At 45.9% G+C, this 24923-nt stretch carries 20 protein-coding genes and 1 pseudogene; 10 read left to right on the top strand and 11 right to left on the bottom strand.

What is annotated here, in order from left to right:
* Nucleotides 1–7 precede the first annotated feature (7 nt).
* The 3 genes and pseudogenes from NFI80_RS03530 to NFI80_RS03520 all read left to right on the top strand — a co-directional run bounded on the left by NFI80_RS03530 (nucleotide 8) and on the right by NFI80_RS03520 (nucleotide 5566).
* Entirely contained in the window at nucleotides 8–2023 is a 2016-nt protein-coding gene (locus NFI80_RS03530; protein ID WP_235164860.1) for a putative porin, read from the top strand.
* Between the two features lie 15 nt (nucleotides 2024–2038).
* Nucleotides 2039–2637, top strand: a pseudogene (locus NFI80_RS03525) (MiaE family protein).
* A 22-nt stretch (nucleotides 2638–2659) separates the two neighbouring features.
* A complete protein-coding gene (locus NFI80_RS03520) occupies nucleotides 2660–5566 on the top strand; it encodes a PD-(D/E)XK nuclease family protein (protein WP_235164861.1) in 2907 nt (968 codons plus the stop codon).
* Between the two features lie 62 nt (nucleotides 5567–5628).
* Here NFI80_RS03520 and NFI80_RS03515 read toward each other — a convergent pair whose 3' ends face one another.
* The 5 genes from NFI80_RS03515 to NFI80_RS03495 all read right to left on the bottom strand — a co-directional run bounded on the left by NFI80_RS03515 (nucleotide 5629) and on the right by NFI80_RS03495 (nucleotide 11948).
* Entirely contained in the window at nucleotides 5629–6105 is a 477-nt protein-coding gene (locus tag NFI80_RS03515; protein ID WP_233797850.1) for a hypothetical protein, read from the bottom strand.
* 142 nt (nucleotides 6106–6247) lie between these two features.
* Nucleotides 6248–7201: a threonine ammonia-lyase gene (locus NFI80_RS03510; RefSeq protein WP_235164863.1), complete on the bottom strand. Its 954-nt coding sequence runs from the start codon at nucleotides 7199–7201 to the stop codon at nucleotides 6248–6250.
* 105 nt (nucleotides 7202–7306) lie between these two features.
* Nucleotides 7307–8194: an OmpA family protein gene (locus NFI80_RS03505; RefSeq protein WP_233797847.1), complete on the bottom strand. Its 888-nt coding sequence runs from the start codon at nucleotides 8192–8194 to the stop codon at nucleotides 7307–7309.
* A gap of 188 nt (nucleotides 8195–8382) precedes the next feature.
* On the bottom strand, nucleotides 8383–9129 hold the full coding sequence (locus NFI80_RS03500) for a GLPGLI family protein (RefSeq protein ID WP_233797846.1): 747 nt from the start codon (nucleotides 9127–9129) through the stop codon (nucleotides 8383–8385).
* A gap of 17 nt (nucleotides 9130–9146) precedes the next feature.
* Entirely contained in the window at nucleotides 9147–11948 is a 2802-nt protein-coding gene (locus NFI80_RS03495) for an outer membrane beta-barrel family protein (RefSeq protein ID WP_235164864.1), read from the bottom strand.
* Nucleotides 11949–12223: 275 nt separating this feature from the next.
* Between NFI80_RS03495 and NFI80_RS03490 the strand changes: the two genes are divergently transcribed.
* Complete coding sequence (locus NFI80_RS03490) at nucleotides 12224–12736, top strand: metallophosphoesterase family protein (RefSeq protein ID WP_235160236.1); 513 nt, start codon at nucleotides 12224–12226, stop codon at nucleotides 12734–12736.
* On the opposite strand, the gene NFI80_RS03485 is transcribed toward NFI80_RS03490, so the two are convergent.
* From NFI80_RS03485 to NFI80_RS03475, 3 genes are read right to left on the bottom strand one after another with little or no spacing between them, the layout of a single operon-like run.
* Complete coding sequence (locus tag NFI80_RS03485; protein ID WP_235164865.1) at nucleotides 12733–13956, bottom strand: M20/M25/M40 family metallo-hydrolase; 1224 nt, start codon at nucleotides 13954–13956, stop codon at nucleotides 12733–12735. The two genes, NFI80_RS03490 and NFI80_RS03485, sit on opposite strands and share 4 nt — an antisense overlap.
* Before the next feature lie 29 nt (nucleotides 13957–13985).
* The gene (locus NFI80_RS03480; protein ID WP_026630025.1) at nucleotides 13986–14297 is read right to left on the bottom strand and encodes a MerR family transcriptional regulator; all 312 of its coding nucleotides are present in this window, start codon (nucleotides 14295–14297) and stop codon (nucleotides 13986–13988) included.
* A 42-nt stretch (nucleotides 14298–14339) separates the two neighbouring features.
* Nucleotides 14340–14771, bottom strand: a complete 432-nt coding sequence (locus tag NFI80_RS03475) for an SRPBCC family protein (RefSeq protein ID WP_235164867.1) — start codon at nucleotides 14769–14771, stop codon at nucleotides 14340–14342.
* A gap of 173 nt (nucleotides 14772–14944) precedes the next feature.
* On the opposite strand from NFI80_RS03475, the gene NFI80_RS03470 reads away from it, so the two are divergent.
* Nucleotides 14945–16072: an acyltransferase family protein gene (locus NFI80_RS03470; protein WP_235164868.1), complete on the top strand. Its 1128-nt coding sequence runs from the start codon at nucleotides 14945–14947 to the stop codon at nucleotides 16070–16072.
* 6 nt (nucleotides 16073–16078) lie between these two features.
* Here NFI80_RS03470 and NFI80_RS03465 read toward each other — a convergent pair whose 3' ends face one another.
* Together NFI80_RS03465 and NFI80_RS03460 are read right to left on the bottom strand one after the other, a co-directional pair.
* Nucleotides 16079–17191, bottom strand: a complete 1113-nt coding sequence (locus NFI80_RS03465; RefSeq protein WP_235164870.1) for a carboxylesterase family protein — start codon at nucleotides 17189–17191, stop codon at nucleotides 16079–16081.
* Nucleotides 17192–17286: 95 nt separating this feature from the next.
* A complete protein-coding gene (locus tag NFI80_RS03460; RefSeq protein WP_233797837.1) occupies nucleotides 17287–17499 on the bottom strand; it encodes a hypothetical protein in 213 nt (70 codons plus the stop codon).
* 155 nt (nucleotides 17500–17654) lie between these two features.
* Here NFI80_RS03460 and NFI80_RS03455 point away from each other — a divergent pair, with 155 nt between their 5' ends.
* The gene (locus NFI80_RS03455; RefSeq protein ID WP_233797836.1) at nucleotides 17655–17819 is read left to right on the top strand and encodes a hypothetical protein; all 165 of its coding nucleotides are present in this window, start codon (nucleotides 17655–17657) and stop codon (nucleotides 17817–17819) included.
* A 13-nt stretch (nucleotides 17820–17832) separates the two neighbouring features.
* Here NFI80_RS03455 and NFI80_RS03450 read toward each other — a convergent pair whose 3' ends face one another.
* Nucleotides 17833–18300 (bottom strand): response regulator, encoded by a 468-nt coding sequence (locus NFI80_RS03450; RefSeq protein ID WP_026630021.1) that lies wholly within the window; start codon nucleotides 18298–18300, stop codon nucleotides 17833–17835.
* Between the two features lie 385 nt (nucleotides 18301–18685).
* Between NFI80_RS03450 and NFI80_RS03445 the strand changes: the two genes are divergently transcribed.
* The 4 genes from NFI80_RS03445 to NFI80_RS03430 are packed head-to-tail and all read left to right on the top strand — an operon-like array spanning nucleotide 18686 to nucleotide 24917.
* The gene (locus tag NFI80_RS03445; RefSeq protein ID WP_235164871.1) at nucleotides 18686–20962 is read left to right on the top strand and encodes an Rv1355c family protein; all 2277 of its coding nucleotides are present in this window, start codon (nucleotides 18686–18688) and stop codon (nucleotides 20960–20962) included.
* The gene (locus NFI80_RS03440; RefSeq protein ID WP_233797834.1) at nucleotides 20962–21654 is read left to right on the top strand and encodes a hypothetical protein; all 693 of its coding nucleotides are present in this window, start codon (nucleotides 20962–20964) and stop codon (nucleotides 21652–21654) included. The genes NFI80_RS03445 and NFI80_RS03440 overlap by 1 nt, the downstream gene beginning before the upstream one ends.
* 7 nt (nucleotides 21655–21661) lie before the next feature.
* Entirely contained in the window at nucleotides 21662–23833 is a 2172-nt protein-coding gene (locus NFI80_RS03435) for a sensor histidine kinase (RefSeq protein WP_235164872.1), read from the top strand.
* On the top strand, nucleotides 23826–24917 hold the full coding sequence (locus NFI80_RS03430; protein ID WP_235160228.1) for a hybrid sensor histidine kinase/response regulator: 1092 nt from the start codon (nucleotides 23826–23828) through the stop codon (nucleotides 24915–24917). Before NFI80_RS03435 ends, NFI80_RS03430 begins: the two co-directional genes overlap by 8 nt.
* The last annotated feature ends 6 nt before the right edge of the window (nucleotides 24918–24923 follow it).

Here is a 24923-nt window from a genome sequence, read left to right as displayed (position 1 = left end):
TGCTTCTATGAGAATTGCTTTTTATATAATACTGTGGGTTTTAGGCAGTTTCATTTTTTTTACTCCAACCATCCAGGCACAGGTAAGGATGCCGGGCGGCATGCAAATGCCAGGTAATACGGGCAGCGGCGGCGCCCGGGGACAGCAGGGAAGTACAAGCAACACGGGCGGATCGCAGACGGGCGGCGTGATCCTCGACGACAGCACCAAGAACATCTACGGCCCGAGCACAACGCACCATTACTTCGAAAATGACATTCTAAATAACCGGGATTCAACACGTTACCGGGTAGATACGAGCTTAACGAATTTTCATCGCTGGACGCCGGTGGACCGGTCGTGGGGAAAGCTTACCGATCTTGGAAACACCGTAACTGCCACCCGGAACCTGCTTTTTGCCCCGCGCGAGGACATTGGGACGCAACTAGGTTTCAGAGCTTACGACGCTTATGCGATCAAGCCTGAGGAAGTCCAGTATATGGACACCAAATCGCAGCATACGGAACTTAATTTCATTTCCGGAGCTCGAAAAACCTCGCTGGGAAGCTTTTCTTATACGCAGAATGTACATTCCCGTTTCAATTTCGGGCTTGGCTTCCGGAGGCTCACTTCCAATAAGCAATACGGATTTGTCAATACATTGAATTCGGGGGCATTTCTGGGACAAAACTGGACGCTTCTGGCGCATACCAGCTTTTTTTCCAAAAATAAAAAATACCTGATCCTCGCCCATTACCGCCACATGAACCAGAAAGTGCGCGAACAGGGAGGAGTAATCCCAAATATTGGCGAGGACAGCATCGTTGAGAAATATTCCTACGACGGTGCAGCCAGAATCAGCGATGACGCCAACTCCTGGGAGCGAAGACAGGGACTGCACATTTACCAGCAGTATCGGCTCGTCAACGGGTTCCAGCTATTTCAGCAAGCTGATTATTCCACGGTGATAGACCGTTACACCGACCTCGACATTACGCGCGGGTTGGAAAAGGAGGTTTACCCAGCTGCGAAATACGATCTGGAAAAAACCAGGCAGGACATTTATTACAAGCTTTTTGATAATAAAATCGGGATTAAAGGCTTTTATTCCGGTTTCAATTACCGGGCTTATATCCGCCAACGCTTCTATGGCATGCGGGCGACCACGCAGCTGGGAAACGAGATCGGCGAGACTTACGCCACGTACCGGACCGGTTTAAAATTTGACAACATTATCGGCGCATGGCTGGGTTACTATTTAAAAGACTCTGCTAATTATCTGACTGCCGAGGCCGACCTCAACCTGGCAGCCAATGTGGAATATCGCTTAAAAGGAGAACTGAACACGCGTTGGGGAAAGGCTGGTTTTCAAAGCATTCAAACGGCGCCAGACCTGCTGGTGCAACGCTATTTAAGCAACCATTTTGACTGGCGAAACAATTTTGACCCAACCAAAGTGCAGACCATTTATGCGTCCCTGCCCCTGAAAACGGATAAGATTTCCTTCGTTCCTGAGATTCAGATCCATCAGGTGAATGATTACATTTACTACGATACATTAGCATTGCCGAAGCAGCTGAATTCGGGCTTCCGGTTGCTCAGGGTTGGTTTTAATTCGGGGATCAATCTCAACAAATGGAATTTCACAACGATGGGCTTCCTCACTTTGAATGACAATAAGGATGTGATCCGCATTCCTGCTTTGTTTGCCAGCGGCGAGGTTACTTATGATTTTGTGTATGCCAAAGTCCTTTTTATACAGCTTGGTCTGGCAGCCCGCTATCGCTCGGGTTATCTGGCGGATAGTTACATGCCTATTACGCAGCAATTCCACATTCAGAACAGTTACAGACTGGGACAAAATGTGATTGTGGATGGCTTCGCGAATGTGCGCATCAAGCGCGTGAGGCTGTTTTTCAAAATGCAATACCTGAACCAGGGCGGTAATTTCGGTCTTTTTCCAAAAGGATATTACATTGCTCCCTCCTATCTCGGACTGGCCAGGTCCTTTTCTTTCGGCGTAAACTGGCCGTTATTTGACTAATTAATCCTGAACATTATGGCTGCATCGCTTACCACATTGGGACTTGAACTGCCAACCGATCCGCGTTGGACAGACATCGCGGCCATGCAGCTGGACGAAATCCTGATAGACCACGCTTACTGCGAGCAGAAAGCTGCTTCGACCTGCATATCCATCATTGTACATTATCCCGAGCGAACAGAACTCGTCGAAACCCTGACGCCCATTGTCGCGGAAGAATGGGGCCATTTTCAAAGGGTTTTGAAGGAGCTGAAAAAGCGTAATATTCCGCTGGGACGTCAGCGGAAAGATGAATATGTAGGCCAGCTCATGAAGCTGGTGCGCAATAAGGGCGACTACGAAGGCGCTATGCTGGACCGCCTGCTTATCAGCGGATTAATAGAAGCGCGCAGCTGCGAACGCTTCAAACTTTTATCGGAATCTCTGGAAGATGAATCGCTGCAAAAATTCTATCGTGAGCTGATGATCTCGGAAGCCGGCATTACCGCACATTCATTGAGCTTGCCGAAAAATATCTGCCGGTGGAGGAAGTAAGGGCACGCTGGAAGGAGTTATTACACCAGGAGGCCGAAATCATGCGCTCGATAACGCCCCGGGGCGACCGGATACATTAACATTTTCCACGAACACATTCGCATGCAATCCTTTCTTAATCTTGTTGCAAAACACATTCTTGGTAACCATGCAACGCTGGAGAGGGTAAATATCATTGTGCCCACGCGCCGGGCAGCCTTTTTTCTGATGCAGGAACTGGCAAAGGAAACGACGGAAGCCATCATGAGCCCGAATGTGGTTGCCGTGGACGACTTCGTGGAAAGCATGTCGACGCTGGAAATTGAAGATCCGGTTCATTTGCTGTTTGATCTTTATGAAACTTTCCAGGAGATCGATCCCGATGTGCAATTTGATCGCTTCATGGGCTGGGCTTCTGTGCTGCTCAATGACCTCGACCGCATTGACCAGTATCTTGTAAAAACTTCCTATCTGTTTGACTATCTGACAGAAGCACATGCGATCACCCGCTGGCAGGAAAGCATGCCTGCCGGAAAAATGCTTCAAACGGAAGGTGGAACAAAGCAATATTTTTCGCTTTTTGAAAATATAAACAGGGTTTACATTTCATTTCGCAGCCGCTTGCTGGCCAAAGGCAAGGCATACCGCGGCATGGCTTACCGCGAGGTGGCAGAAGATGTCGAGGGGATTTTGGTTGAAAAAAGTGATTTTGAAAAACTCTATTTTGCCGGTTTCAATGCATTCACAGAGTCTGAAAAAGTGATTGTGAGCGCATTGATCAAGGCTAAGAAAGCGGAAGTGCTTTGGGATACGGACCGTTATTATATGTCTGAAAATGCAGGCGTTGAAGCGGGAAAGAGTTTGAGGGAATATCAGAAAAGCAACGCCTTTGGCGCCTGGAACTGGACCACGGACCATTTAATGTCGTCGGAAAAGCACATTACCATTTACGGCGTGCCCAATGCAACATTACAGACGAAGGTTGCCGGACAACTTTACAAGCAAATGCGGGAGCTGGATGCCCAGGGCGACGCTATTCCAACGGCCATTGTGCTTGCGGATGAAAACCTGCTTTCGCCCATGCTGTATTCCCTGGACGAAAACGTTAGCGACCTGAATGTTACCATGGGCCTCTCCATGCGTAACTCGCTGCTTTATACATTAATAGACAGCATTTTTGAGCTTCAACAGAATGTTGTTGAATTCAAAAATAAAAAAGGACAGCTGATCCGCATCCCGAAATTCGGGCATAAATCGATCAATAAGGTCCTTAACCACCCTTTTATCAGACATTATGAATATGTGGCGCTGAAACCGCTCAGCGACGGCCAAACGATCATTCAGAAAACACTTTGGGCCATAACCAGCGGCAACCAGGTGTTCCTGAGCCCGGAGGAACTGATGGCGCTGAGTGATGGTCATCCACTGTTCAAAATCTTGTTTACACATTGGCAGAAAAACAATTCTCGTCAGGTTATCCAGACTTTCTACCAGCTGATTGAATTGCTCCGGGAAGTGTATAAGGATTACAAAAATGCGCTGGAAACAGAATATCTCTATCTTTTTTATACACTGCTCAAGCAATTTGAACAGACGATCGAGGAAAAATCGGAGCTGATCACTTTGCGGACATTGCGTTCGTTTATGTTTGAGTTGATCCGCCAGACCAAAATCCCTTTCAGCGGCGAGCCGGTGAGCAATCTGCAAATCATGGGAATGCTCGAAACCCGTGCGCTTGATTTTGAGCGCATTATCATCCTTTCAGTAAATGAGGGAATGATTCCGCAGGCAAAAAGGCAGAACTCACTCATTCCGTACGACGCTGCACAAGCCGTTGGATTGCCTACGCACCAGCATCAGGAAGCGGTCATGTCCTATCATTTTTACAGGCTTTTGCAGCGTGCAAAAGAGGTGCATATGCTTTATACCAGCACCAATGATGCGCCCGGCGGCGGTGAAAAAAGCCGGTTCATCAGGCAGGTGGAATATGAGCTGTCGCAATATAATCCGCTGATCCGTATCGAGAATAAAACCGTTGTGCTGGAAAGCCGGAAGCAGGACGAGCTGGACGAGGTTGTGCATAAAGACGAGGCCATGCTGGTTGTTATCCGTAACTATCTGGCTGGTAAGGGCATTTTCCCGACACATTTAAATGAATTCATCCGCTGTTCCATGCAGTTTTATTTAAAACACATTGTGGGCGTGAAGGAGAAGGAAGAGGTGGAGGAAGAGCTCGGCATGGACAAAATCGGAACCTGGCTGCACGCCGCGCTGGAAAGGCTGGATAATGAATTTTTTCTTCAAAAAACAGATCCTTCGGAGGAACAGATCAAGGCTGTTTTAAGGGAAGAATTTGATGATAAATTCAAGGGTTATGTAACGGATATGGGCCTTAACCGGATCTATTATCAGGTGGGTGAAAATCAGATTCTTGTTTTCCTGAAACATCAGATGTCGCAGCGGCCGCGTCGGGAAATCCTTGCGGCAGAACAGCCACTGAGCACCAAAATCCAGCTCATACTGCAAGGCGCTTACACGCCCGTGCGCATCGGCGGTAAAATCGACCGTATCGAACAAAGCGAGGACGGAACATTATATGTGATGGATTACAAAACCGGGAGCGTCGAGCTGACCGGAAAACAAAAGCTGGCAGATCCCGTTCGCCGTGAAGAAGTGATCCGCAATGATCCGGACCGGAAAATGGGTTACGTGCGGCAGCTTTGGATGTATGAATATTTGATGTACCGCAAAATGCTGGATGAGCAGGGTCTGAAAATTGCAGGGAAAAATTACGCTTTCGGCGACTACGCGGTAAAGTCAGGCTTTTACTCCTTCCGAGATCCTAAGAACCTGATCTCAAACCCGCTTGACCTGACAGAAGAACTTGCTCCCGCACAGTTTATTGAAAAGTCGGAAGTGATTTTGACGGATATTTTGAATGTGCTGCTGGACCCTGATGTTCCATTCCGCAAAACGCCTGACCTGAGCACTTGCCAGTATTGTGATTTTGTCGGGATTTGCGGCAGATAGTGCATTGTAAACGAAAAAAGCGATTGGGATCACCAACCGCTTTTTCAATTATCAAGTTCTTCTTATTTCTTTTTGAATTCCAGGTAACCTTCGTAGGAAGTTTTTCCGTTATCCGGGTCAGCCAGTTTTATATTGGTATTCAACTGCGCCACGCCCGAAGCCCCAGCCGCTCTTGTCGCAATGCCCGTTACCACATGCCTTAACGGCTTTCCGTTGTCTTGTTTTACATCCACCGTTTCATTGATCGTGAATGAATCTTTGGTAGTTTTTACGTCTTTCAGATTATATTCCTGAACCACATCTACTTCGGTGCCGGCAATTTCAACGTGGATATTTCTGGTGTAAACGATTGCCAGTTGATTTTTCCCGGTCGCCGTGATCACCCAGTCATTCTGAACCGAAGTAGGCCCGTCTACAACCAGCGTTCCGTAACTTCCAACGTATTCAGGTGCATAATCAACTTCTGGTTCCACATCGTCTTCTTTATCTTTGCAAGAACCCATTAAAACGACCAGGCAGCAAAAAATCAGCTTTTTCATACTTTAACTTTAAGAGTAAATAACATCTAAATTAATAAGCCGGAGTGCGGCAATTTTCTACTAATAACGGCAATGAAGTGTTAACCGCATATTTAACCGCAACTAAATTGTAATCACTTACAAAAGTCGCGCCTGAACGCAGCTAAAATGGCAATTTTCCAAGATCCACATTTCCACCGGTCAGGATAATCCCTACCTTTTTCCCTTCAAATTGATCCTTATTTTTAATGAAAGCAGCGAGCGGCACTGCGCCTGACGGCTCCACGACGAGCTTCATCCGCTCCCACAAAAAGCGCATCGACTGAATGATCTCTTCATCGGAAACCGTAAAAATATCGGTAACATGCTGCTTAATGATCGGGAATGTTTTGTCGCCCAGATAGGTCAGCAACCCGTCCGCAATGGTCTTAATATAAGGCGCTCTTTCGATCTTATCGCTTCTGAATGAAAGGACTGCGTCCGCTGCGCCTTCGGGCTCGCCTGCGTAAACTTTGGTTTCCGGGGAAAAGTAATGTGCTGCCAATGCAGTTCCGCTCAGCAAACCGCCACCGCCAACCGGGGCGAAAATAAGGTCCAGATTTTCGCGGCTGTCTTCCATCAGTTCCTTCGCTGCGGTGGCCTGCCCGGCTATCACTTCGTAGTTGTTGAATGGGTGAATAAATGTTGCGCCTGTTTTCTTGGTTATTTCCTGCACCGTGCGCTCTCTTTCTTCGGGTGTATTTTTACAAAAAGTAATTTCCCCACCGTTATCTTCCACCGCTTTGATCTTCACCAAAGGAGAATTATCGGGCATAACAATGTATGCCTTCGCCCCCACTTTTGCCGCCGAAAACGCAATCGCCTGCGCATGGTTTCCACTTGAATGCGTGGTCACCCCGTTTTTCAGCTGTTCCCGGGAAAGCGAAAGAATGGCATTAAGCCCTCCCCTGGCCTTGAATGCACCGATTTTCTGCAAGTTTTCACATTTGAAAAAAATCTCTGCTTTACACAGCTCATTCAGGAAGCTGGAAGTCAGAACGGGCGTGTGGTGAATGTATGGCGCTATAAGCCTGTGCGCCGCCTCAATTGTTTCCCTGTTTGGTACAGTATCAGACATTTGAAGGTTTGGTTTTAAGATTCTTTGATTGCTCAAAGTAATCAGAAATTATAAAAAAAGAGCCCGTCGTACCGGACGGGCTCTAAAAATAATGCAATTCAACTATTACTTGCCAGCGTTAGGCGTGTACAGGTTGAAGAATTGATCCAATTTCGGCGTAATGATAATTTCAGTACGACGGTTCAGGCTGCGGTTAGGTGCCGAATCATTTGCCACTTTGGGTAGATATTCGCCACGGCCGCCAGCAATCATACGAACTGGCTCAACACCGTATTTCTTTTGAAGCGTACGGGCAACTGACGTAGCACGCAATACGCTAAGATCCCAGTTGTCGGCAACTTTATCTGTTGCGATAGGCACATTATCCGTGTGGCCCTCGATCAGGATTTCGATTTCTTTGTAGTCATTCAGGATCTTGGCAACTTTGCTCAACACCGACTCAGCTTGTGTATTGATAACAGAGCTTCCCGATTTGAACAACATCTTGTCTGAAAGTGAAACGTATACAACGCCTTTTTTCACTTCGATCTGAACATCTTCATCGCTAACATCAGCCAATGAACGTTTCAGGTTCAATACAAGCGCCATGTTAAGCGAGTCTTTTTTCTGGATGCTGGAATTCAGATCGCGGATCTGCATGCCCTGTGCGTCCATCATAGCAAGTGATTTCTTAATGCTTTCCGAACCTTCCTTGCTGATAACCGACAGATCAGACATGCGGTCAAGCAGATTATTGTTGTTCTTTTTCAGGAATTCAACTTGTTCTTCCAGCTCTTTCAATTTTGCATTTTTGCTGGTAAGCTCATCATTTTTGGCCTTCAAATCATTATTTAATCCAGCAGTTCTGCTGTCGCAATCGTTAAGATCAGCACGCGCTTTGTCAAGTTGGATCTGGATTTCATTGGCTTGTTTCTGTGCAGACAGCATCTTTTTCTTGCTCGCGCAGGAGCCAAGAATAAAAAGCATGGCAACGGCCAAAATCGTTTGTTTCATAATAAAGGGTGGTTAATTAAATCAACAGTGGTTAAGTATAAAAATCGGTACGTTAGGAAATTTTCTAAAAATATCGAGCCAAACCAAAGCAGGCCCTGCCCGTTTCAAGTCGCAAAGGTACAAAAAAAGGGAAGATTGTTTGAGACAATCTTCCCTTTTTACGCTTTTTGGATAATTCTAATTAAAAACTAATATGGCATCGACCAGTATGGATTGCGATGCGCTTTCATGCTGTCACGAATATGCTCAGCAACCAGTTGTTCATATTTTAGTGTATCCAGCTTTTTTCCTTTCATCTTCTTGGGAAGCGCCATTTCTTCATCTTTTACCTCCCTCATTTTCACTTCCTTGGCCGTGATGACCACGTCGCCTTCATTAATATCCAGTTCAAGGATCAGGCCGGGCAAACCAGAATAAAGCTCCGGACCAGCGGAAACGGGAATGTTGTCTGCAAACCAGGCTGTGATTTTCTGACCTTTCGTTGTATCCTCGGTCACGGCCATCATGCACATATAGCCTGCGATTTCCTTGATCTTATTCATGACCTTCCATTTGGGCACTTTCAGGGAATCTTCGAGAATGTAAGTTTTGCCCAGCATAGCAATGATGTCCGTCCGCTTTTCCTTTTCAAAATCCCTGTATATTTTGTACTCATCTTTCTGCCACGAATAGCCGCCCTCGGACAGGTCTTCTTTGGCCGGATAGCTGTAATAGCTTTGCTTTTCATTGAACAGCAGGACAAAATCCTGTTTCTGCTCATCATTGTTTGCCCATGTCGTAGCCGCACGTTCCTTTTCTTCCTTGCTTAAAAAGGTCATCCGGTTATTGATCCGTGACCAGGTTTTCACGCGTTCGTAACTGATTTCGCCCGAGGTTTTCTGCGCCGTTGCGGCAAATCCCAGCAACATGAATATGAGTAAGCTAACTGATTTCATAGGTGATAGTCTGATTTTTAGAAGTTGTTGCGTTTCACAGAAGCCGTTACACCGCGCATATTATACGTAAAGCTCAGCATGAAATACCGGGACAATGTCGCCACTTTTCGTTCAGTATAATAGTTCTGGTTGACATTTTGAGTGATCCCTAGGTTTTTCTTGAACACGTCATTGGCAGTAAGCCGGATCTCGCCTTTTTTGCTTTTCAAGATGATCTTATAAACAGACAAGTTGAGGATCGGCAGTTTTTGATCAAAGCCAAACTGGTCATTTTTATAAATCCTGTAATTGAAACGTGCATTGAAATAAATGTCTCTCGGCCCTTTCGCATTCACATCAGCGCCGTAAGTCGCATTGAAGATCTTCTGGTTTTGATTCGTATTGATGGAATATTCCGAGTTACTGAAACCCCAGTTGGCATTTCCATAGAATGTAAATGCATCGCTAGGCGTCAGATCCAGGCGCGTTCCGAAATTATAGCTATTTGTATTTGTTTCGTTTTCAACGTTGTTAATGTAAGTAATGTTGTTGTTCAGATTGACGCTCGCATTCAGGTTCATCGTAGCCTTTGTTTTCTTCAACGGAAATCCGAATCCGCCATAAGTGCCGTAACTGTAACCGCCTGAAACGTTGATCGGCTTTGTAGTTGTGATCAGGTTCTCGACATTCACCGTGCGGTTGTAGACGATCTGATTCACATTATAATTGTAGGAAAGACCGATATACACATTCATAAATGTAGCCGGATTGAACATGTTGTAGCCCGCATAAACGCTGTGTGACGACGATGGAATCAGGTCCGGATTTCCTTCCGTGATGAACAGCGGATTGCTGTTGTCAATGATAGGCTGCAAGTCGGTAATGGAAGGCTCGCGAACATTCAAACCGTATTCTGCATAGATATAGCGGTTGTTTTTAAGGTCATAATTGATTGACACATTAGGCACAAAGGTGAAATAGCTTTTACTGACCCGCATAAAATCGGCGGCAGCTTTGTCCGCAGCAAATTTTCCTCTGAGCTCGAACTGCACACCGGCAAGCCCGGCAGCGACATTGAATCCTTTGTTGGAGTAACGAACGCTGGTTCCGATGCGGTTATAGGTAAAATCGTTGGAATAAAAACGGGTCAGGAAAGGGTTAACCTCGCGCTCGGTGCCGGAAACGTTGAATACATCGCGGTCTACTTTGTCCTTTCGCATGCTGTAATTGTAGAATGTCTCCCAAAAGAATTTCTTGGCAAAAGGCTCGATATAGGACAAGCTGCCTTTAAAGTTGCCGCGCGTGCTTTCGGTCTCATTCAGCTGGTTGATAATGCTGTTCCGCGTCGAATCCTGGAAGAAAACATTGTCCGATCTAAGGTTTTTGTTCTCGTCGCCATTGTTGATGTTATAACCCACGCTGGCCGCAAAGTTCCGTCCTTTTTTCATGAACTTATGGCGATAGATGAGCAGGTTAGCCATCGCGAAAGAGCTGTATTCGCTTACATTCCGCACGGTTGACTGGTTAGTAGCATTGCCCTCATTCAGGAACGACTGCTGAAAACTGTTAAAGCTGTCGTCCCCCGAGTTGATCCGTGAATTGCTGATCAGGATAATGGTGTTCAGCGAATCAATGTTCTTTTCAAAACGCAGGCTTGGACGGTGGTTTCCTGTAAATCCGATTGTTTTGGAATTGGCGATCGAGCTGTAGGAATCGTTGGTCAGGAAATTCTCCGTGCGCGACTCCACATCCATAATTGCCTTTGTCTGGTTATAAAAATAGCTGGTGCTAAGCTTTGTCTTTTTGTCGTCATAATTATAGTTGGCGCCGCCCGCAAAGTTCTTCGTGAAACCTTCCGATCCACCTCCGCCCCAGTTGGGCTGAATGGTGATCTCATCGCCTCCGTAATAACGGCCGCTGTTGAACCCGAAATCCCCGTCATCGCCCCAGTTGAATGACTGGCTTCCCTTAAAATCCTGGTAATCGTTCCTGGCAATGCCCGATTGGTTCGTATTGTTTCCGAAACCAAGGAGCGCAAACTGCTGCTTGTCGTTAAAGCGGTTATAGCTTACTTTTCCTTCCAGGCGCTTATCGGTTCCCACACCGGCGATCGCCTTTCCGAAACCGCCCTTTTTATGGCTGTCTTTCAATTCGAGGTTCACCGTTTTCTCCCGTTTTCCATCGTCCACACCAGTTACTTTGGACTGCTCTGTTTTACCATTGAAAACCTGGACTTTATTAATGGCTTCGGCCGGCAGATTTTTCGTCGCCATTTTAGGATCATCGCCGAAGAAGCGCTTACCGTCGACGGTTACACGTTTCACTTCTTCACCCTGCGCTTTAATGTTCCCATCGGCATCCACCTGCATACCCGGCAGCTTGCGCAGGAGATCTTCTACCGTTGACCCAGGCGGCACTTTAAACGCGCGGGCATCAAACTCCACTGTATCGCCCCTGATACTCAATGGCGCACGGGCCGTTTTGATCACGATTTCGTAGAGTTCCTGTTGCAGCACTTTCATTTTCATCCTGCCCAGGTCGGTTACATCGCCGTCTTTGGGATTGACTGTTTCCTGATAAGGAACAAACCCTACATAAGAGACTTTGAAAATGTACTGCGCACGTTTCAGGTTTTTCAACTCAAATGCGCCTTCTTTGTTGGTTCTTCCGAAATTCACCAGCGATGAATCTTTGGGAAGCAACAGCATCACCGTAGCTTCGGGCAGGGTTGCGCCAGAGGTGTCTGTGACTACGCCTTTGAGCGTGAAGCGTCCTCCGGTTTGTGCTTGCACAAGCCCGATTTGAAGACATAAAAAGAACAGAAGTAGGATTTTTTTCAAGGCTGGTCTGGCGGTTAAATGAGTCGAAGTATGTAACTGATAAATTACAATACGCAATAATATAGAAAGTGCTGCAACTTTAAAACTAATAAATTAGTTTGCAAGCGGTTTTATATGATGTTAATAAAAAATTAACTTTAATTAAGATTTGAGATCCCAATATATGAAAAGGTTATATATAAGTTACTTTAATCTTCAAGAAAATAAATTAATTTATTTTGCGGTTACAAAATGCGGAGAATGTTCGCGTTAAAACGATATTTTATTTAAACAGAATGAAAACAATTGGCTTAATATCAGACACACACGGCTATCTGGACGAACGGGTTTTTGATCATTTTAAAAATTGTGATGAGATTTGGCATGCAGGAGATATCGGATCGGTAAAGATCATTGAACAGCTGGAAATGTTCAAGCCCTGCCGCATTGTCTTTGGGAACATTGATAATAATGATATCCGGGCAAGGACAGTGGAAAACCTGCATTTTGAGCTGGAAGGATTCCGGGTCTGGATCACGCACATTGGTGGCGCGCCTCCGCGTTACAACCCGATGGTCATGCCCGAACTAAAATCACAAACCCCTGACATTTTCGTGTGCGGGCATTCGCACATCCTGCGGGTGATACGCGACAAAGCATTGAACAATATGCTTTACATTAACCCCGGCGCGGCTGGGCGGGAAGGTTTTCACAAATTCCGCACGCTGCTGCGGTTCAATATACATGAAGGATTGATCAGCCAGATGGAGGCTATTGAGCTGGGAAAACGCGGGGCGATGATCAGTTAGAAAATGATTGAAACCTTTTTCGTTTCGGATCCGCGTAAGAATTCTGCCTCTACTTTTTCTCCCTTTTCATGCTCGCTGAGCACATCCATGTAATCGTAAATGGATGTTATCTCTTTACCGGCAAGCTTTGTAATGATGTCACCGGCCTGTATCCCGGCTTTTTCGGCTGGACGGGCTTTGGAAACGCCGTCGATTTTCAGGCCTTTGCCCGAATAGCTGTAATCCGGCATCACGCCCAGGGTTACCTTGAAATCAGATGTTTTGTTGCCTGTATGCGGATTATCGGCTGTTATAAACTGTGGATCAGTTGTTTCTTTATCTATATTTTCCAGCAGACCGGCAATAATGCTCAGGATCTTGGCCTCACCTTCGAAATTAATGCGCTCAATGTCATCGCTAACCTTATGATAATCGCCATGAACGCCTGTAAAGAACTGCACAACAGGAATATTTTTCAAATAAAATGAAGTGTGATCCGATGCGCCTACGCCAGAGGAATCAGCCGTATATTTCAGATTCTGCGCCTTGACAAGATCAGGAATCAGCTTTCCCCAGACCGGACTTGTTCCCCAACCCGAGACAATGATCCCTTTTTCATTGCTAAGCCTTCCGATCATATCCATATTGATCATGCAGGAAACGGACGCAAGCGGAATGGTCGGATTTTCTGTAAAATACTTGGACCCGATAAGCCCTAGCTCCTCGCCCGAAAATGCCAGAAAGAGGTAATTATGCTTTTCAGTAATGTTGTTTTTTGCAAAATGCCTTGCCAGTTCAAGCAGGCCCGTTGTACCCGATGCATTGTCGTCCGCACCATTATGGATTTTGTTGCGACTATCCGTTGTGAGCGAACTTCCCTGAAAACCTTTTCCCAAATGATCGTAATGCGCACCGATAACGATTGTTTTCGTGGCACCATTATCTAAAAATCCTGCAACATTGCGGGCCGTAACCTGGTGCAAGTTGCCTTCAATGGCATATTTCACCGGAAAGGGCTGAAAGAAACTGGCATCCGTTCCGGCAGGTTTCAGGCCCAGTTCCCCGAAGATCGTGGCAATGTAGTTTGCTGACCGGATTTCCCCCAAACTCCCCGTTCCCCTTCCTTCCATGTCGTCCGACGCCAAAAATTCAATGTGCTTGCGGATGGCCCGCGCCTGAAATTTCTGTGCATAGGATGAAAAAGAAGCACAGCCAAGCAGCAACAAAAGGAAATATTTCATGGGTATGGATGAATTAAAACAACGGAAAGTTACAATGTCTCCTGCAACTCCACGAGGAACTTCCGGACGCGCATTAAGCGCTGAATCAGCAGCTGTGATTCCTCTTTTCTTCGCATCTGCTCACGAGCGCCTTTGATCGTACGCCCCTGCTTGTCGCGCTGGTGCATGATCTTTTTGATGATCTCAATGTCGCGCTCCGTATATCTGCGCCTGTTTCGTGCGTCCCGTTTGGGGTTCAGCTGTGGAAATTTCTTTTCCCAAAAGCGCAGGGCAGATGGCTCGCAGCCAACCATTTCGGCTACTTCGTTGGTATCATAGTAAAGTTTGGTGTTCGGTTGCATGACTTTCGGCGGTGATAACTACAAATATACTCACCCCCGGAATTAAAGTCTGTTTTCCGCCAGATTTTTGATTTTCTCCAATGCCGTTTTTGCGAACTCCACAGAAGCGTCATAGTAACTCTGCCCGTCTGGCAAGACCGCAAAATCGCCAATTTCCACTTGCAGCAAAACGCCATTTTCATCTTCTGAGAGCCTGTATGTATACGCAATGTCATATGCAGCAGGCGACTGCTCCCACTTCTCTACGTACAGCGAAAGTTGTAGAAGCGCGTTAGGCTCGTGCGCCGTGACCGTCAGCCGCGACCGGCCCGACCAGTCGATCACCCTTCCAAGTTCCAGGTAATAATCGCCAAAATCCGAAGGAAGCTCATCCCACTGCCTGACGTATTTCGGGGCTATCAATATTTCCCACACTTTGCTCAGCGGAGCTTCTATACTTATCTGATCCTGAACAGTTAACGCTTGATCCATCATATTCAATTACTTTTTGTATACGTTTACAAGCGATGAACTAAAATTGTGCCGACGAGGCCTGAAATGCACTGTTTCATGGAAAATCGCGCCCGGCTGCTCACAAATTACAACATGAAGCAAACTTTAACTTACTTTACAGCCGGATCCCAAACCGCAAAATTTTACTTAACAGAATGAATCAGGAGATAAAGCCGGTCAGCAATCCCTTCGAGTCCAAGATCAACAGTATACAGGTTCTGAGAGCGGCTGCGGCACTAACTGTCACCATTTACCATCTTAAAGACGTCATCGGAAAAGGTGAACCCTTCAAGCAGGAACTTGACTTTTTTTTCAATTCAGGCCCTTCCGGGGTTGCCTTGTTCTTTGTGATCAGCGGGTTCATTATGGTGTACATTACCAAACAAACCACATTTTCACTGCTTTCGGTTTATAAATTCATGGCGCGTAGGTTCATCCGGATCTGGCCCACCTATGCGATCATTACCCTTCTTTACTTTTTATTTCAAATGAAAGTCGGGCTGCAACCGGGTGCTGTGAAGAGTGTGATCCTGAGCTTACTTTTCATCCCGGTCACGCACACCGATCCGCCATTTTACGGATATGCCTTTCTTCCGGTTGGGTGGACGCTCAATTACGAAATTTATTTCTATGCGCTTGTGGCCATCTCCATGTTCTTCTCTCGGTTCAGATGGTATGTGTTCTTCGTGATCGTGATCATCACATTGGTCGTCCTTCCGCTTACATTGGGTTACATTACATTGGAAACCCAGCGAACTGCCGACTTCGGGAACGGATACCTGAACATGATCGCAAATCCTATTATCTGGAATTTTGTATATGGTGTGATTATCGGTCTCATTTATACGAATGAAAAACTGTTTCCCATCCTAGCATCCGCATTTGCAAGGGTCTGGCTTGTGTTTCTGTTCATTTCCCTCGCATTATGGCAGTACTGGTCGGGCTTTTTTGGTGGCTTGGGGCCTTCACAATGGGGATTTGGGTCCAGTCTGCTTTTTACCGCATTCATCTTCTATAATGCGCGCCGCCCGATTAACTTTCCCGACTGGCTTGTTAAAATCGGCGATATGTCGTTTTCGGTTTACCTGGTACATATGCCTATCGTGGTCATTTTAGGTCAGTTTTTCAAAAGCCTGGGGTATCCGGTTTACAGCACCGGCACTTCCATGTTTTTCCTGGCGCTGTTTCTGACAATGGTGGCGTCTTACCTATCCTATCAATATCTTGAATTGAAATTATCCAGCTATCTGAAACAATTCCTGCCCTTCATGAAAAAACGATAACGGATTTCAGGGAATCTTGATATCCTGAATGGTTTTCATATCCTCGACGGTTGTTTGGCGCAAGTCTCCGGACCAGAATCGCTTCATGAATTCGGCGTAACGGTTGGCGATATATTCCTGGGAGTAAGACAGAACATGGCCTATACCAGGCTGGTAATTGAGGTCATAAGGCACTTTCAATGAATGCAACCGCTCCGAAGCAGGCTTTGCTCCCAGCATCCAGAAGTATCTTCCGCATGAGAATAAATTGCCTTGTATATAAGGCAGCACACTGTCGCTGGTTCCCTGGAAAAACACGGTTGGCTTCGCATTGTTTCTGTTAACATAAGTTGTCTTGAAGACAGAGTAACCCATATAAGTCAGCAAACTGCGTACGCGAAACTCGGTGCCTCCCTTAGCATTGTCCAATGGTCCGAGCGTCTTGGAAATTCCCGGTTGTAAAGCCTCAAAATCAGCCTCATCCATGTAAACCAGGGCGGAAATGATCATGGAACCTGCGCTGCTTCCGGCTAGCATCATCTGGCCGGGATCTATTCCGAACTCGTTTGACTTGTCTGCAAAGTAATGTAAGGCAGTATACGTATCCTGAACGCCGCGGTAAATGGCCTGGATCACTTCCTTGTTATTGCCGCCACAAGTATTTGTTTCGCTTCCGCCTGCAAACCCAAGACGATAATTGATAGCAGCCGCTGCATAACCTTTCCTGGCCATGGATCTCGCTTTCCCCATCTCGCTGCCGAGGTCACCATAAATAAATGCGCCTTCATGCACGAAAATCACAAACGGGCGATATTTAAGTGTATCGTTTTGTGGGGCGATAAAAGAATAATTGAGGTTCGCAGTGCTCCCATTGTAGTCGGGCGCCTGCTTGTAAGTTCCGGTGATAATGCCCAGTTCCGATTCACTGTAAATGTTGGCAGTGCCGAAGCCTTTGGACAATGCCAAAAACCGATTGCTGTTACGGGGCTTTAATGTATCAATAATGACGGGGCCGGGATTCGAATGACCCGTAGTGTCAACGCCGCTGGTGTCGATGGGTTCCGGCTCTTCGCCGGGTTCTCCAATGGGCTCTTTAATGGGGGGCTCGAAGGGACTAGGCCCTTCGCATGCAGCGAACAATCCAACTAAAAGTAAAAAAATGCATTGTAGGTAGACTGTCCGCCACATTATCCAGGTAGAGTATTTATGCTTGACTTGCCTGGTAATCAGGCATTTTAGTTATTCATGCTTGATGCCAGCTGTCCTGCGGTTCCATCCGTGGCCAGTTCGCTTTGGTGGTAAAAATACCCTTCTGTTTTGTTATTCCCGGTAAGTTCGTCTTGTTTTTTTTCAGCGCCGAAATTTCTTTCCATCTGTCTGAAAAATTTGTTGAAGAAAACATACAACACAACGCCTGAAACTGCTCCTACTGCCAATATCTTTTTCATGATTGAATCGGTTTGATGAATTTTTGCTCACTTTTTATATTACAGTAAGCAAAAAGGATACCAACGCATCACGTCCTAGGGTTTTCAGGGCTGCTTTTTCATGCTGGTATGATTTTAACATATCAACGTCAAACACCCACTAAACACATAAGCAGATGGACTTTATCATATTTTTGAAAGCGATAGGCAACCTTGTATTTGCAGTCATTCTTTTCCTGGCAATATTTATTACGGCTGGCTTTTCAGTTGTGCTGAACCTGTTGAAACAGTTCGGGCATGCACAATTGTCAAGAAGGAACATCAGTTTCAGAAGAAAATGAATGTTGCAACCTGCTAGGAAAGCAGGTTTTGCCTGAGCAGGAATTCCAGCTGGCCATTCACTTCGATCAGCTTTTCAATAAGTTCCTTGTTCTTCTCCCGCAGATAAAAAATCTCATGCGCATTTTTAATGATGATCCGCAGCTGGGCCTCATCCCACGGCTTATTGAGATAGTAATAAATGTGGCCCTTGTTCACAGCATCAATCACTGCCGAGACGTCCGTATAGCCCGTCAGCAAAATGCGGACAGGCTCTGCATAATCTTTTAACACTTCTATCAGGAAGTCCACCCCGGTCATTTCAGGCATGCGCTGATCCGTAATGATCACGTGAACCACGTTATGTTTCAGCAGCTCCAAGCCTTCCCGCCCTGATGTAGCGATCAGAATATTAAAATCTCTTCTAAACGCAGCCTTGAATGAATTGAGGTTGTTGATCTCATCATCTACATACAGGACGCTTATTTTTTCTTTGGTTTCCATTATTACGTAATTCTTTCTTTTTTCGGAGGTTGTTTGAAATTTGAGTTCGATCCGATACGCTCAACTAATTGATAATATTATAATATTAATTCTATATTAGTATAAAAGCGCTAAGTGGTTTTTACAAATTAACTTTTTACCTCTGTGTAACCAACTACTTGTCAACGAATTTAGACGCTTTCCAATCAAATATTTTGTCCTGGATACAACCTGTGATAGTTTTAGAAAAATAATTTCAGCAATTTGTGTAACTATTGATAGACATAGGATCACTTGCCCGGTTACAAAGTTTCAGCGGCAGCGATTTTATAAAGATCAATACATTTCGTCGAATTTTAAATTTTACGTGAGTTCTTCTGGGAACCGTCCTCCTAATAGCTTAAAAATGTATCCCTATCCAGCAAACAATACGATCTATAAGCCGATTTTTATCTTTCACGAACAAAGCACTGACAAACAAAAGTTTAACGCAGTCCTTTCGGACTATCAACAAAAAATCGTCCTCGATCTGTTTTCTTCCCAAATGAAGGAGCTGATTAAGATACAAAATCCCAGGAAAAGGCTCACAAGTATTGAAATTGACGAAAAGTACGACGAGTGGATTTCAGGCAAAGATTCCGATCTGTTGGGTTCGTGGGTCTATTATCCCTGGTCCAACCGGCTGCTGCACATTCTCAACAAGCACGACTTCGTAACATTAAGAACCAGCAGAAACCATTATAAGATCACCCCGCACGAACAGGCAACATTATCTGAACGCAGAATTGGTATCATCGGACTTTCGGTTGGTCATGCGGTTGCACTCAGCGTTGCCACAGAACGCATTTGCGGAACATTAAAACTTGCTGATTTTGATACCATTGAGCTGAGTAATCTGAACCGGATAAAAACCGGTCTGCACAACATAGGCATCAACAAAGCGATAGTAACGGCCAGGGAAATTGCGGAGATAGATCCCTACTTGGAAATAGAATGTTATACGGAAGGAATTACAGAAGACAATATCACTTCATTTCTTACCGAAGGCGGTAAGCTGGACATTCTTGTAGACGAATGTGACGACCTGGAAGTAAAGATCAGCGCACGGCAGATGGCCAAAAGCTTTCATATTCCGGTTGTAATGGAAACAAGCGACCGGGGAATGCTGGATGTGGAACGGTTTGACCGGGAGACGGACAGGCCTATTCTGCACGGAATGCTGGCTGATATTCCTGCTGAAAAATTAAAGAACATTAGTCCCGCAGACCGCTTTCCGTTGGTAATGCGCATTATTGACGCCATGAACACTTCCACCCGCGGACGGGCTTCATTGCTGGAAATCGGGCAGACGATCACCACCTGGCCGCAGCTTGCGAGTGCGGTAACATTGGGCGGAGGCGTTGTAACCGACGTTTGCAGGCGCATCCTGCTGGATCAATTTACGGATTCAGGAAGATATTATGTAGATCTCGAAACCCTGATCAATAACAAACCAGACACTTCCACGGTCGCCGTTTATAGTAATCCGAACGCGCCATTCGACCTGGATCGGGCTCTTGCCATCATTGATTCCCTACCCCAGACTCAGCCCGACGCTGTCCCGAACGCGGATGAAATCGGGCAGATTGTTAACGCCGCAACACAAGCATATTCAAATGGAAATGACCAGCCCTGGAAATGGGTTTTCCGAAATGGTCTGCTGCATTTATTTCACGATACATTCCGCTCGCATTCTTTTTCCAATATCAATAACATGGCCGCGCACCTTGCCCTGGGCGCTGCCTATGAGCATGCATTGCTGAAAGCCAGTCAGCTTGGCTATCAGACCATTGTACAAAAATCCCCTGTTACAGATTCGAACGAGCTGGTTGCCAGCATTCAATTTATAAAAGACACCCAGGCCGGAAATCAAACAAATAGGCTGGCAGAATCCGCGGAATCTTTCGCAATTCACCGGAATTCAAGCTTGTCTTATGCATTGCAAGAAGAAGAAAGGAATGCCCTGCGCAAGGCTGTGGAGGGCGTGTCCGGTGCTGATGTTCAACTCATTACTGAAAAGGAACAGCTCGCTGGACTTGGAAGAGTTGTCGCAGCCTGCGACAGGATAATGATGCTTCATACGGAAGGTCATAACGACTATTTCAATCGCGACATCCGGCGGCCGGGCGCGGAAAATGCAAATGCAGGGGACGGTGTTCCTATCCAGGCATTGGCCTCAACGCCAGCGCATATGGCTGCATTATCGATCGTTAAGGACAAAAAAATAGCTGCTGCGCTGAGCGCATTTGGCGGTGGAAATGCTTTAACGGAACCTATCCAATTCAGCGTCGCAGATGCTTCCTGTGTGGCTATTATTACATTGCCGGATACAGCAGATCAGTACTTTGTGGGAGGAGTCGCTTCTCAAAAGCTTTGGATAACCGTTGAACAACTCGGTCTGGGCGGCCAGCCATTGCTATCACCCATGTTTTTGTTTGAACGGCTTGATTCGGGCGTCGGATTAAGTGTAACGGAAAAAGACAAATTACAAGGTTTACGCAATGAGTTTCAAAATATCATATCTTTAAAAAATAACACAAAAGCAGTTTTTCTATTTAAGATCATCAAACCGGAAATGCCAGCAATTCCATTACCACGCCTTCCATTGAATGAAACCTTGTTTATTGTAAACGACGCAATTTGATGGTAGCAAAAATTAAAGCGTACAAGTCAACTGAGGATATCGAAACCTGTTACAGGTACATTGACGAGCACCGAAAAGTATTGGAAGCCTATGGCGTAAAGCAGGTGACTTCCGCAAGCCATGACTGGCTAAATGATGAAAATACTTATGTGATCATTGTTGAGTCCGAGGACGGTGAAAAGATTTATGGCGGCGGGAGAATCCAGGTCCGTAATGAGAAAATGAAAATGCCGATGGAAGATGCCATTGCCAAGAAGGACGAGCGCATTTACGGGTATGTAGACAATCTGAAAGAAAAAAAGATCGCCGAGTTCTGCGGCCTCTTCAATTCCAAAGAAGTGGCGGGTTACGGCATCGGAAGCATTTTCCTGGGAAGGATCGGCGTTGCGATCACTTCGCAGATTGGTGTTGACCATTTATTTGCATTGTGCTCTCCGCCTACCTTACGCCAGTGCCTGCGGATCGGGTTTGAAATTATCCGTGACCTGGGGGACAACGGAACATTTTATTATCCCAAAGAAGGCCTCATCGCCACCGCCATTATCGTCAACGACCTGGACAATCTGCCCCAGGCGCATGAAGAAGAGCGCGAGCGCATCATGCACCTGCGCAAGCATCCGGTTCAGTTTGCGGTGGAAAAAGGCCCGAAGGGAGAAATTGCATTACATTATGATCTTGATATGAAGATTTAGGATTTTTATGAAATTTTTAAAGCACCTATTTGCAATCACATTTCTACTTTCCGCAAAGCTCGTTTACGGCATCCCGGTGAATTTTTACCAGGGCTCACAAATCATTGGCAAGCAGGTTGAAATTTTTGAAGATGTCACCAATGCGCGCAATTTTGAGCAGGTCCTGAAAACCAACGCTTTCGTTCAGAGTACGGACGACACGCCTAATATGGGGCTGAGCCAGTCCACATTCTGGATCCGGTTTTCCATCGCCAACAAATCGGCCAGCTCGCTGCTATACCTGGAACTTGCGCATCCGCTGATACATACCTGTGAGCTTTTTGAGATTGAAGGCGCAAAGGTTAAAGTTGAAACAAATCGTGAAAATGCGGACTTCAATGAACGACGGATCAAACACCAGAATCTTGTTTTTGCGCTTGATATAAGGCCGGGCCAGCAAAAGAACTATTATCTGCGGGTGAAGGGCTACAACCAGGTGATCCTTCCGCTCATTCTGCGCGACCAGGAAACATTCTTCGAAGCCGCGCAGATCGGCGAGACCATCAATGGCATTTTCGCAGGGATCATTGCAGTAATGGTGCTTTATAATGTCTTCATTTACTTCTCCACCCGTGACAAGAGTTACCTGTTTTACGTGCTTTATGTGTTGTTCGTTGGATTGGCGCAAACCGCATTGTCTGGTTATGGGTTTAAGTATATCTGGCCATTTGCACCAAAATTCAACTCCGTAGCAACTATTTACTTCTCAGGTGTCGCCGGAATCTTCGCTATGCTTTTCGTGAAAAACTTTCTGCAGCTTCCCGAAAAATGGCCGCCAGGGGTCTTCATCCTGAATGTGATCATCGCACTTTATTCGTCTACAGGCTTACTGAACCTGCTTGGGTTTGAATTGCTGAGCTTTCGCGCGGTCGATGTATCAGGAGGAGTTGGGGCGATCGGGCTTTTTATAATAGGGTTTAAACTTTCAAAGGAAAATTATCGTCCTGCCAAACTTTTCTTATTGGCCTGGAGTATTTTCCTGCTTGGTCTGTTCCTTCTTGTTTTGCGAAATATTAACATCCTGCCGTATAATATTTTCACAACTTACACCATGCAGTTCGGCTCTATTGCAGAAGTTGTACTGCTATCTATTGCACTGGCGGATAAGATTAATATATTTAAAAAGGAAAGGGAAGAATCGCAGGAGGAGGCCCTGCGCGTGTCGCTGGAAAATGAAAAGATCATTATGGAGCAAAACATTAATCTGGAAAGGAGTGTCAACGAGCGAACTGCTGAATTGCAACACGCTAATACAGAACTAAATGTGACGCTCAACAAGCTGAAAGACACCCAGACACAGCTGCTGGATTCCGAAAAGATGGCTTCGCTGGGTCAGCTTACAGCAGGGATCGCCCATGAGATCAACAATCCGATCAACTTCGTAAGCTCGAACATCAGACCCCTCCGCCGCGACATTGACGACGTCCTCGAAATCCTCGATTCCTATAATGACATTCAGGGCGTTGACTCAATTGATCAGTTACGGGTTAAGATCAAAGAAATCGAGCGATTGAAAGAAGACCTGGATCTGGACTACATTAAAACCGAGCTGGGCACCTTACTGAAAGGCATGGAAGATGGCGCCAGCAGGACGGTTGAGATTGTAAAAGGGTTAAAAATATTCTCCCGCGTAGATGAATCCGACCTCAACGTCGTCAACATTAATGAGGGCATTGAGTCAACCCTTATTATTTTAAACTATCAAATGGGTAATTCCATACATTTGGTAAAAGAGCTGGGGAATATCCCGAGTATCGAATGTTTCGCAGGCAAGCTGAACCAGGTGTTTATGAATATCCTCAATAACTCCATTTACGCACTGTTAAATGCGAAAACAGAGGGAAAAACGCCGACAATCTGGGTTAGGTCATGGTTGCAGGACCCGGAAAATATTTCTATTTCCATCCGGGACAACGGGCCCGGTATGCCACCCGCGGTCCGCGCGAAAATTTTCGAGCCGTTCTTTACCACCAAGCAGGTGGGAGACGGAACAGGCCTCGGATTATCCATTGTATTTAAAATAATTGAAGTTCACAGCGGAAATATCCAGGTAAATACCGAAGTTGGCGAGGGAACAGAGTTTTTGATCACCCTGCCCGTAAAACAGAAAGCACGCCCTATCCAAGATTTCAATGAGTGAAAAACCAATAACCATCCTTTACATTGACGATGAGGAGCATAACCTTCATTCGTTCAAGGCTTCTTTCCGGAAGCAGTACGATATCACAATTGCCTCATCTGTAATAGATGCGGAATTGATCCTTGAAAAACAGGATTTCTGCATTATACTCGCAGATCAGCGCATGCCCATTATGACGGGCGTGCAGTTTTTTGAGAAAATCAGGACTAAATATCCCAAACCAATCCGGATTCTCATCACAGGCCACACTGATATTGGCGCCGCGATCGATGCCATTAACAAGGGAGAAGTGTTCAGGTTTATCGACAAGCCCTGGGATTATGGTTATGTAGAGAATGCAATTTCGCACGCTTACGACATTTATAAAACGCGCGAAGATCTTAAGGAGCGGAATGAAGAGTTGCAGAAGGCGAATGAAGAGCTCGATAAGTTTGTTTACAGCGCTTCCCACGACTTGCGCGCGCCGTTGATGTCCGTGCTGGGGATCGTGAACCTGGCGCTGCTGGAAGACGATATCAAATCCCAGAACGAATATCTGGAACTGATCCGGCAGTCGGTTAAAAAGCTGGATACATTCATTATTAATATCATTGATTACTACAAAAATGCAAGAGGCGTTCCAGTCGTTACGGACATCAGTTTCGAAGAGCTCGTAACCGAAGTGCAGGCCACCATCCAATATCTGCCCGAATACGGCAACCTGAAAATGACCACTGACATTGAGCAGGATGGTGTGTTCCGGTCGGATGTAATGAAGCTCCGGATTATATTCAATAACCTGATCAACAATGCTATAAAATTCCAGGATACGAACAAGCAGAACCAGTTCGTGCATCTGAAAATCAAGTCCACGCCGAGCTCAGCCAAGATCACCATCGAGGACAATGGCTCGGGGATAAAAGATTCGGATCAGGACAAAATTTTCAAAATGTTTTACCGGGCAGGCGCAACAAACAGTGGATCAGGCATAGGTTTGTACATTGTACATGAAGCGATTGCTAAACTCGGAGGTGAGATTAGCGTTTCTTCCAAAGTTGGCGAAGGAAGTATTTTCGAAGTCAACATCCCTTCTATCCATAAATAAGAAATA

The sequence above is a fragment of the Dyadobacter chenhuakuii genome (assembly GCF_023821985.2).
GTDB lineage: Bacteria > Bacteroidota > Bacteroidia > Cytophagales > Spirosomataceae > Dyadobacter > Dyadobacter chenhuakuii.
This window is presented reverse-complemented; position numbering and strand designations above follow the sequence as displayed.